General features: G+C 39.9%; 10 protein-coding genes and 1 pseudogene. 6 read left to right on the forward strand and 5 right to left on the reverse strand.

The features are described 5' to 3' along the window. Positions 1–83: 83 nt before the first annotated feature. From HZA08_00575 to flgF, 5 genes are all read right to left on the reverse strand, one after another. A complete protein-coding gene (locus HZA08_00575) occupies positions 84–881 on the reverse strand; it encodes a flagellar basal body L-ring protein FlgH (GenBank protein ID MBI5191920.1) in 798 nt (265 codons plus the stop codon). Positions 882–891: 10 nt separating this feature from the next. Continuing rightward, complete coding sequence (flgA, locus tag HZA08_00580; protein MBI5191921.1) at positions 892–1,635, reverse strand: flagellar basal body P-ring formation protein FlgA; 744 nt, start codon at positions 1,633–1,635, stop codon at positions 892–894. Next, positions 1,632–1,838, reverse strand: a complete 207-nt coding sequence (locus tag HZA08_00585; GenBank protein ID MBI5191922.1) for a hypothetical protein — start codon at positions 1,836–1,838, stop codon at positions 1,632–1,634. The genes flgA and HZA08_00585 overlap by 4 nt, the downstream gene beginning before the upstream one ends. 38 nt (positions 1,839–1,876) lie before the next feature. After that, the gene (gene flgG / locus HZA08_00590) at positions 1,877–2,665 is read right to left on the reverse strand and encodes a flagellar basal-body rod protein FlgG (protein ID MBI5191923.1); all 789 of its coding nucleotides are present in this window, start codon (positions 2,663–2,665) and stop codon (positions 1,877–1,879) included. A gap of 123 nt (positions 2,666–2,788) precedes the next feature. Then, complete coding sequence (gene flgF / locus HZA08_00595) at positions 2,789–3,568, reverse strand: flagellar basal-body rod protein FlgF (protein MBI5191924.1); 780 nt, start codon at positions 3,566–3,568, stop codon at positions 2,789–2,791. 318 nt (positions 3,569–3,886) lie between these two features. Here flgF and HZA08_00600 point away from each other — a divergent pair, with 318 nt between their 5' ends. From HZA08_00600 to HZA08_00625, 6 genes and pseudogenes are all read left to right on the forward strand, one after another. Continuing rightward, positions 3,887–4,342 (forward strand): MerR family transcriptional regulator, encoded by a 456-nt coding sequence (locus tag HZA08_00600; protein ID MBI5191925.1) that lies wholly within the window; start codon positions 3,887–3,889, stop codon positions 4,340–4,342. A 3-nt stretch (positions 4,343–4,345) separates the two neighbouring features. Then, the gene (locus HZA08_00605; GenBank protein MBI5191926.1) at positions 4,346–5,110 is read left to right on the forward strand and encodes a flagellar motor protein; all 765 of its coding nucleotides are present in this window, start codon (positions 4,346–4,348) and stop codon (positions 5,108–5,110) included. 18 nt (positions 5,111–5,128) lie between these two features. Next, entirely contained in the window at positions 5,129–5,872 is a 744-nt protein-coding gene (locus tag HZA08_00610) for an OmpA family protein (protein ID MBI5191927.1), read from the forward strand. A 10-nt stretch (positions 5,873–5,882) separates the two neighbouring features. After that, a complete protein-coding gene (locus HZA08_00615; GenBank protein MBI5191928.1) occupies positions 5,883–7,547 on the forward strand; it encodes a SpoIIE family protein phosphatase in 1,665 nt (554 codons plus the stop codon). 74 nt (positions 7,548–7,621) lie between these two features. Next, positions 7,622–7,888, forward strand: a complete 267-nt coding sequence (locus HZA08_00620) for a hypothetical protein (GenBank protein MBI5191929.1) — start codon at positions 7,622–7,624, stop codon at positions 7,886–7,888. A gap of 646 nt (positions 7,889–8,534) precedes the next feature. Next, a pseudogene (locus HZA08_00625) lies at positions 8,535–8,654 on the forward strand (hypothetical protein). Positions 8,655–9,477 lie beyond the last annotated feature (823 nt).

Genomic DNA, 9,477 nt, shown 5'->3' on the forward strand with positions numbered 1-9,477 from the left:
CTATGCTCACCCTCCCCCTGCCCCCCTCCCGTCAAGGGAGGGGGAATTCTTGCTTCTGCTAACTATTCACTATTCACTGCCTTTTAGAACGGCCATATAAAATCAATCACCCTCACAAGCCAGCCTACACGTTGTTTATCGCCGATAACACCGCTTCCTGTATATGTAATCTTTGCATCGGCAATATAAGATGACAATATTGTATTTCCGGGGCCTATATCTTCGGGCCTGATTATCCCGTTTATAGAGATTATCTGGGTTTCATTATTTACAACAACTTCTCTTTTACCATCAATTACAAGGTTACCGTTAGGCAATACATCAAGGACTTTTGCTGTCATAACAGCAGTGAGCTGGCTGCTCCTTGAGGTAGTCCCTGAACCATCATGTTTTTCACTGGTCTCTGCGCCTACTGACCCTTTTGATAATTTGTCTGTCGGTATCCCGAATAATGCAGATAATGAGGTTGAGATACTTGAATCCTTCTCAGTCTTGGTTGACGCATTCTTATTACCCTTTGAACTCTCTACTATCCGTACTGTAAGGATATCCCCTACACTGTTTGCCCTGAAGTCACTGAAAAGGAATGACTGTGGTTTATCCTCAGACCAGAGAGAACCGTTGTTTTCATGGCCATTAGAAACCACCCCCCCTCCCCCCCCCTTAACTACAGGGGGGGAATTCTGAATATCCCCCTGACCCCTCGATTGCTCAACTAATTTCCCATCCCCTTGCGGGAGGGGATTAAACTTAGCACCCTCTCCCCTGGCGGGAGAGGGTCCGGGTGAGGGGGCCTTATCGTTTTCATTTATCTGCCCGGCATATACAGTATTCATGCTTATTACTGCAATAAATAATAGTACTCCAATGATGTATTTCATACAGTGCCCCCTACCATCTGACCTTTATTGTACCGCCATCTATTACATCCCCGAAGACCTCTCTTTTTGATAGTATATTTACGACCTTAACAGGTCTGTTTTTGTATCCATCTTCTGAAGCAGTGCCTACTGTTGTAATCTTCAGGTTATCTGATTCTGCAATAATAAATACCTTATCTCCGCGTTTAAATAATGGAGGTTCCTCTAAAATATCTGTTGAAAGCGGCCTGTTCCCTGCAACAAACCTTTTAAGTCTTTTTCCAATTACATCATCAGTGTTATATAGATAACCCGCAGGGAGGTCACTCAGGTTTTGTTTGCCTGTATATATATCACTTCCACTGATAATCTGATGATCTTTTAATGAACGTGAAGTAAGGACAACATCCACCCACACCTCTATGTCAGCAGTTATCCAGTATGTCTGAGCTGTAACATTATCACCTTTAACATTCAGCGAAAATGCAGTCCTTCCAATAAGGGCTGACTTCGGCGATGCCGTTATTTCATATCCACCATCCTGTGGAATATTTACTGTAATAGGAATTGATACATTCTTCACCTTTATCTGAGACTCCTCCCATGGAGAATGTGAAGTAATATATTCTTTAATGGACTTCTCCGCCTCAGTTATAGAAAGCGTTTTATTAGCTGTATAAGCAGAAATAGGAGTTATAGCAACTAATGATATTCCTGCAAGGAACATTATCAGCCAACTGTAAATTATTAAACTATATGCTCTAACATTGTTCACTCGAAAATCTCCTCCGGCGGGGTTGGAAAACCCCGCCTATCCATTTCTACGAGGATAGGCGGGACATTCTTGTCCCGCTTATTTTCATGCCCATTTGTGAACCCCATCCCCACCCTAACCATCCCCTTGAAGGGGAGGGAATATTCTTTGTCCCTCTCTTGCTTCTGATTTCTTGCTTCTAACTTCTTTCTTCTGTTCACCATTAACTATTCACCATTCACTAATCACTATCCACTATCCACTATCTTTTAACCTCATTCGCCGTCCTCATCATCTCATCAGCACTTTGCATTGCCTTGGAATTTATTTCATAAGCCCTCTGCCCTATTATCATGTTTACAAGCTCTTCTGCGATGTTGACGTTGGAGGCCTCTAAGAATCCCTGTGCAATTGTCCCGAATCCTGCTTCACCCGGTGTGCCTGTTATGGCTTCACCGGAGGCGGCTGTTGGAAGGAAGAGATTCCTGCCGAGTGAATTAAGTCCAGTTGGATTGGAGAACTTTATCAATTGCAGAGTTCCAACATCAGTTGGTGCAGGATTTCCTGCCTGAAGTACAGAGACTATGCCATTGGCGCTTACCGTAATACTGACCGTATCAGCAGGAAGGGTTATAGAAGGCTCAACAGGATAACCGTCTGACGTTACCATTCTGCCGGTGCTGTCTTTTTTGAATGACCCTGACCTTGAATAAGCCGTGGTCCCGTCAGGCATTGAGACCTGAAAGAACCCATCCCCTTCTATTGCAAGGTCAAGCGGGTTCTGCGTATTCTGGAAATCCCCCTGGCTGAACAACTTCTGGACAGATGCAGGACGGACACCTGAACCTACCTGAATCCCTGAAGGCACCTGAGTACCACCGCCGGACGATGAACCCGCCATCTTAATAGTCTGATAAAGCAAATCCTGAAAATCCCCCCTGCTCTTTTTAAACCCGGTTGTATTAACATTCGCCAGGTTATTGGAAATAATATCTATATTAAGCTGCTGTGCCTCCATCCCCGTTGCCGCAATATACAATGCCCTCATCATTTTTTACTACCCTCCATTGTTTATTCTAAAGAGTGACTCATAGATGGTGAATGGTGAATGGTAAACAGTGAATGGTTAGAAGTCTATTCACTATTCACTATTCACTATTCACTATTCACTGTTTCACACCCTTCCTATCTCATTCGCCTTTGCCGATGTCTCATCCATTGTTGTCATTACCTTCTGATATGTCTCATAACCTCTTAACACCTCGATCATTGAGGCCATCTCTTCAACCGGGTTTACATTTGATAATTCAATGGTCCCCTGCACAACCTTATATGACTCAGGGGCCTTTTCATCTGCCCCTTTAAAAAGATTCCCGCCATCTTTCATAAGGCTGCCCGGATTTACAAAATCAACAACCTTAATCTTATTCACTTCACTACCATTAACTGAGATCGTCCCTTCTGCATTAATGCTTATCTTGCCGTCTTCTAATATTATTGGGCCATTCTCTCCCATAACTATATGTCCACTTGCAGTTGTAAGTGTATTGGAAGAATTTACAGTGAAGTTCCCGCTCCTTGTATATCTGACGCCATCCGGTGTATTGACCACAAAAAAACCATTGCCATCAATTGACAGATCAAGCGGATTACCGGTCTGTTTAACAACTCCAGGATTAAAGTCCGTGTACAGCGAGTCAATTGCTGTAAAATATTTATCTGAAGGACCTTCTATAAGTGTATTATCAGCAGGCGGCAACAAATTCTCTGCGCTTGCTGTATCTTGTGTAACCGGAAGAGTTACATTTACTTCATCCGGCATATCCACCTTAAATACTGTTTTATCAGCCTTAAAACCAGAGGTATTAATGTTTGCAAGATTATTGGAAATAACACTCAGCATCTTTTCATAAGCTACCCCGCCGGACAATGCCGGATAAATTCCTTTGTTCATAAAAAAGGTATTAAGCAATGAATGTGCCATAATTAAATTTTAAATTTAGCATCGCTTAACCTGTTGAAATTTAAAACAAAGTTGATAATTGATAATTAATAATTGATAATTGATAATTAATAATTGATAATTAATAATTGATAATAAGGCATTTTCTGCCGGATGAAAAAGCCATATTTGCCTACCTATTTAGAAATTGATAATCATAATTTACCTGCGACGAACGTCACAAGTATCTTATGTTCATATCCAATAAATTACCTCATGGTGGCTGCCTCAAGTTTGTTGTGACAACACCGATATTTTTTTGCATTAACCATGTCACTGGAACTTGAAATTCAATCTGTTTATACAATGCGTGTTGCATCAAAACTTACCGGTATAACTCCTGGAACAATACGCGAATATGAGCGTCAGGGATTGCTGAGGACGCACAGGGATTCTCAGAACAATCACCGTCTTTTTACTCATGGTGAGGTAAAATGGATTATTCAGATATGGAAGCTAATACATGAAGAAGGTCTGAATTACGAAGGTATCCGAAGGCTCCTGCTTACAAATCCATGCTATAAGATTCTTAAATGCCCTGCTGATTTAAGAGAGAATTGCAGGGTCTTTACAGATAATAAATCTACTTGCTGGTCATTGGGGACATCCATTGATTGTTGTATTGATAATGAAAATAAATGCCGGACTTGCAAGGTATATACAACTGCCCATGAAAATCCATATTTATTAACAACATCTTTAAAAGATGTAAAAGAGGAACGATAAGAAATGGATATCTTCATCCCTTTAGGGATTATAGTTGCCATTGCAAGTATCCTGATAGGTCAGGCGATTGAGGGTGGAAATATAGGTTCAATCCTCCAGTTCACTGCCTTCTTAATAGTTATAGGAGGTACCTTCGGTGCAGTAATGGTCAACTATCCTATTAAGCCCTTCATGAATGCCTTTAAACTGGCCATTGGTGCCATACTAAAATCAAAGGTTGATTATGAGAGCTATATAAATCAGCTCGAAGGGTTTGCAAATATCGCAAGGAAAGAGGGCATACTCTCCCTTGAATCAAAGGTCGGAGATATTCAGGACCCTTTTCTTCGTAAGGGCATCCAATATGTAATTGACGGAACCGAACCGGAGACACTTGAAAAGATCCTCGGTATTGAGATGGCGTATGAAGAAGAAAGAGAGGCGCTGTCTGCAAAGGTTTTTGAATCATTCGGCGGCTTTTCACCGACTGTGGGAATTCTTGGAGCCGTGCTCGGTCTCATACACGTTATGGAAAATCTTGCCGACCCGAGTAAACTCGGCGGCGGTATTGCTACAGCATTTGTTGCAACAGTATATGGCGTCGGTTCTGCAAACCTGTTATTCCTGCCGCTTGCCGGAAATATAAAAATAAAAATCAGGGCAAGAGGTGTACTAAAGGAAATGATAATAGAAGGACTTGTTGCAATCGCTACCGGAGAAAACCCAAGATTGATGAAGGAAAAATTGGAAGGATTCCTTGATAAGGAAAAGAGTAAAACAGCAAAATAGAATAAGGTCAATTAACCTATGTCGCATAAAAAGAAAAAACATGAAGAGCATGAAAATCATGAAAGATGGCTTGTGTCTTATGCAGATTTTATAACACTGCTGTTTGCCTTCTTTGTTACGATGTACTCCACCTCATCAGTAAATGAAGGAAAGTACAGGGCAGTAAGCGACTCTGCTCAGGCCGCGTTCAACCCATCCAATTATAAATCAAAGAGAATAGATGTCGGCCCGAATATGCAGGCCTCTGAGAAAAAACAGTATCAGGTTGAAAAAATAGTAGCCATAAGGGAAGTTCTGAAGGAATTACAGGTAAAAGAAAAGATCCATGTTTTTAATGATAAGAGGGGTATCATAATCAGAATTACCGATACTGCAATCTTTGATTCAGGAAGTGCAGAAATAAGAAAAGATGCACTGGAGTCAGTTGACGGTCTAATCGGCGTGCTTTCAAGTATGAGTGAGAACCTGCAGGTTGAAGGACATACAGACAACCTGCCTATAAAAAGTCCTATCTACCCTTCAAACTGGGAGCTTTCATCTGCAAGGGCAACAAGCATTGTAAGACGATTCATTGCAGATGGGATTGACCCCAAGAGACTGACTGCAATAGGATATGGTGAATACAGGCCCTTAGCAGACAACGATACAGAGGAAAACAGGGTTAAAAACAGAAGGGTTGATATAGTAGTGCTTACAACCTCTGATAAAAATAATAACTCCACACAGTTTGTAAATCCATTTGCAAATATAAAGATAGAGTAATAAGGAAATTATGCTGCCATCTTTCAACACCAAAAAAAATATCCTAATCGCTGATGATGATCCTATGACTCACCGTCTGGTCAGAGGCTTTCTGACCAATATAGGATATAATGTTACTTCTGCACGGAATGGTAACGAGGCGTTGGAAGAATTAAATAAGAGCCATTTCGACCTTCTTATCTCAGATATTGAGATGCCCGGTCTCGACGGCTTAGAGTTAATAAAGATTATAAAGAAAACAGGCAAGCTTCAAAACCTCCCTATTATTATGATCTCCGCCAACAATAATATCCGTACTAAATTAGAGGCATTCGATGCCCATGCAGATGACTACATAACAAAGCCATTCTTCTTTGATGAGCTTGCAGCAAGGGTAAAGACCCAGTTGCGAATCAAGCATCTGCAGGAGGAAGTAGAGAACAAAAACAGGATACTCAACAACAGAAACAGGGAGCTTGAAGATAATCTTGACCTGGCAAAATATATTCAGCAGAAACTAATGCCTCTTGATACAAAGGAAATTAATAATATCAAGATAGATTCTTTTTACAGACCAATTGATAAGGTCGGCGGGGATATATTTGATGTTATTCCACATGCAGACGGTAAGGTGACAGTGTTTATTGGTGATGTAGCAGGGCATGGGGTACCTGCGGCATTTATCAATATCATCCTGAGAATGTTGTTACACTCCATGATTAAAAAGAATGATGATATCTCCCCGGATAAATTACTTGAAGAGATAAATAATGAAATAATGAAATACATCCAGGCAGGAGAATTCATAACAGCCTTGATTGGGATAATAGACCATGGACAAAACAAATTTATCTATTCATCAGCAGGTAATCCGCCTGGTTTCATTATTCGCAAAAATGGGATTATAGATATTATAAACAGCAAAGGTTTTTGTCTTGGATTTACAAATCAATTAAATCCTTCAGTACATACTATTGAATTAAACCCCGGAGATAAAATCATACTATTTACAGACGGGCTGATAGAAATCAAAAACTCAGATGGAAAATTTATCGGGATTGATGGTATACATTATCTGGTAAAGGAAATAAATATAAGAGATTCACACAAGGGATTAACAACAGAACTTATAGATAAGATAAATGAATATTATGCGTATGAGAAGTATGAAGACGATATTACCCTGCTATGTTTTGAGGTACCTGATACCTCTCAATTTACATGGAGCACATATCAGATTGATATTAAAGAATCCATAACAGCGCTTACCGCCCCTCTTTTCGCAAGAAATTTATTACCTCCGCAGGAAATAAAAAAGATCAACACTGCATTGAATGAGGCCATTTCTAATGCCATAGACCATGGTAATTTAGAGATACCGGACTTTGTAAGAACCTATAGTTCGGATGATTCATTATATGAGAAATTTAAAGAAAAGCGATTAACAGACCCAAAGTATGCAAACAAGAAAATATATGCGAAGTATCTGTTTGAGGATAACAAGGTCTCATTTATTATCAGGGATGACGGGCATGGATTTTCATATAAAAAGGTACAGGACCCTACACTGCCGGAAAATTTAACAAAGAGTTATGGACGAGGTCTCGCATTGATAAAACTGATAATGGACGAGGTCTCGTTTAATGAAAAGGGTAATGAGATAAGGCTCGTGAAGATAATTTCAAATAATCCCTAAACCTTCCGAAAAATGAAGCCGATTAATTGCATACCGGATAACAGGTAATAAGAAGAAAACATTAAGGAGTTTCAATGAACTGTGACATTAAAGAAAATCTCATAATTATTAAACAGGACTCTCTGGATATTTATGATGCAACCGCCTTGAAAGAGAAGATTGCATCAGCATCCTCTACTGCAAATAAATCACTTGTGGTTGATTTAGGAAATCTTGAAGATATAACAACTCCGGCTGTACAGATTTTAATTTCTGCGAAAAAATATCTGAAAGGAATTAGATTTATAAATATTAAAGAAAGTGTTGTTAATAATCTCATCCTGCTCGGTTCATCTTTGTAAAAACATAATTCATAATGTCATTCCCTAAGTGTTTAATCGGGAATGACAAAGGAAAGGTTATCTTAAATTGATAGTTAATATTATTCTGTCAACACTGCCGGTACTGATAATTTCTGTTATAGCCCTACAGGGTTGGTGGTTAGCTGGCGGCATAATCCTTTCTTTAGTTTCAGGGCTTATAACATATTTATCTACAAAGAACTATTTAAATAATATTCAAAAACCGGTTACAGATAAATCAAATTCTGAGGATAATAAACCAGTGATACAACTGCCTCCTGTACATGATGCTACGCAGTATGGAATCGAGATGACCCCTATACTTATTCATAACCTGAGAAATATAACAGATCAGACTGAAAAGGCCGCAGTCGAGATCGGAAGTGCCTTCAGGGAGATTATTGCAAGGGCAAAAGAAGGTGCTGAAGAGGCAAATACTGTGGTCAACTACTTTATAGGATCAAAAGATAATGATTTTGGAGAGTCTTATGTTCACAGGATAATCAGGATTAATGAAGAGGCCACCGGCAATGTCCTGAATGTCCTGAGTGAGATGTCAAAGATGAGTCAGGAGTTTTTATCTGAGCTTCAGACTATCTCAACCAATTTTGACGGCATATCAAAGTTTGTCAGTGAAATAGAGTACATTGCAGACCAGACAAATCTCCTTGCACTTAATGCAGCGATAGAGGCCGCCCGTGCAGGTGAACACGGACGCGGTTTTGCAGTAGTAGCAGATGAGGTAAGAAAGCTTGCAACTAAATCAACAGAGACATCTACAAATATCAATAAGATTGCAAAGGCATCAAGGGAGACGATAAATCACATACATAAAAACATGAAGACAAGGATAAGCAGTGACATTAATAAGATTCAGACATCAGACACTTCTTTAAGAGAAGTAACAAACAAGTTCAGGGAATCCATTACAAATATTTCTGAGGCAATGGAGACACTTACAAGCAGTTATAACGTGATAACAGGTGACATAGAAAATGCCTTATATGCCTTACAGTTCCAGGATATTACTCGCCAGGAGATAGAACATGTTATAGAGCCTCTTGAGAAACTGAAAGAAAGACTATGCAAACTTGAAAGCAGTTATGACAGTATATTAAAAAATGAAGAGTTAGATAATGAAGAAGCTATTACTCTGAATTGTGAAGTAACATCAAAAGTTAATAACAGGAAAAATATTGTTAAGAACGATATGTTTAATGACCTTCAAAAGTTATACACCGTGGATGAAGAAAGGCATATCCTGAATAGATTAAATCAGAAGGATGAGATTATGGAAACAGTAGCCGCAGGCCCTGCAACAATAAAGGATAACAGCCTCGGAGATAATGTGGAACTATTTTGACCCCCACCCTCACCCTGACACTCTCCCTGAGGGAGAGGGTACTAAGTTTATTCCCTCCCCTTCAAGGGGAGGGTTAGGGTGGGGATGGGGTTATTTTCGGATGAACCGTCATGAAACGGAGGTTTCACAAAGGAGGATGAAAACCACCCCCCCAAGCCCCCCCTTGTTAAGGGGGGGAAAGTTCCTTTGGTGCTCAATGGCCAACGGCAATCCCCCCCTTTGTTCA

It is taken from the genome of Nitrospirota bacterium (genome assembly GCA_016212215.1).
Lineage (GTDB): Bacteria > Nitrospirota > 9FT-COMBO-42-15 > HDB-SIOI813 > HDB-SIOI813 > JACRGV01.

What these genes read in the sequence shown, in the direction of transcription:
- HZA08_00575 (MBI5191920.1), bottom strand. Translation starts at nt 881, where the DNA reads ATGAAATACATCATTGGAGTACTATTATTTATTGCAGTAATAAGCATG.
- flgF (MBI5191924.1), bottom strand. Translation starts at nt 3,568, where the DNA reads ATGAACAAAGGAATTTATCCGGCATTGTCCGGCGGGGTAGCTTATGAA.
- HZA08_00610 (MBI5191927.1), top strand. Translation starts at nt 5,129, where the DNA reads ATGTCGCATAAAAAGAAAAAACATGAAGAGCATGAAAATCATGAAAGA.
- HZA08_00615 (MBI5191928.1), top strand. Translation starts at nt 5,883, where the DNA reads ATGCTGCCATCTTTCAACACCAAAAAAAATATCCTAATCGCTGATGAT.
- HZA08_00620 (MBI5191929.1), top strand. Translation starts at nt 7,622, where the DNA reads ATGAACTGTGACATTAAAGAAAATCTCATAATTATTAAACAGGACTCT.
- flgG (MBI5191923.1), bottom strand. Translation starts at nt 2,665, where the DNA reads ATGATGAGGGCATTGTATATTGCGGCAACGGGGATGGAGGCACAGCAG.
- HZA08_00605 (MBI5191926.1), top strand. Translation starts at nt 4,346, where the DNA reads ATGGATATCTTCATCCCTTTAGGGATTATAGTTGCCATTGCAAGTATC.
- HZA08_00585 (MBI5191922.1), bottom strand. Translation starts at nt 1,838, where the DNA reads ATGGTGAACAGAAGAAAGAAGTTAGAAGCAAGAAATCAGAAGCAAGAG.
- HZA08_00600 (MBI5191925.1), top strand. Translation starts at nt 3,887, where the DNA reads ATGTCACTGGAACTTGAAATTCAATCTGTTTATACAATGCGTGTTGCA.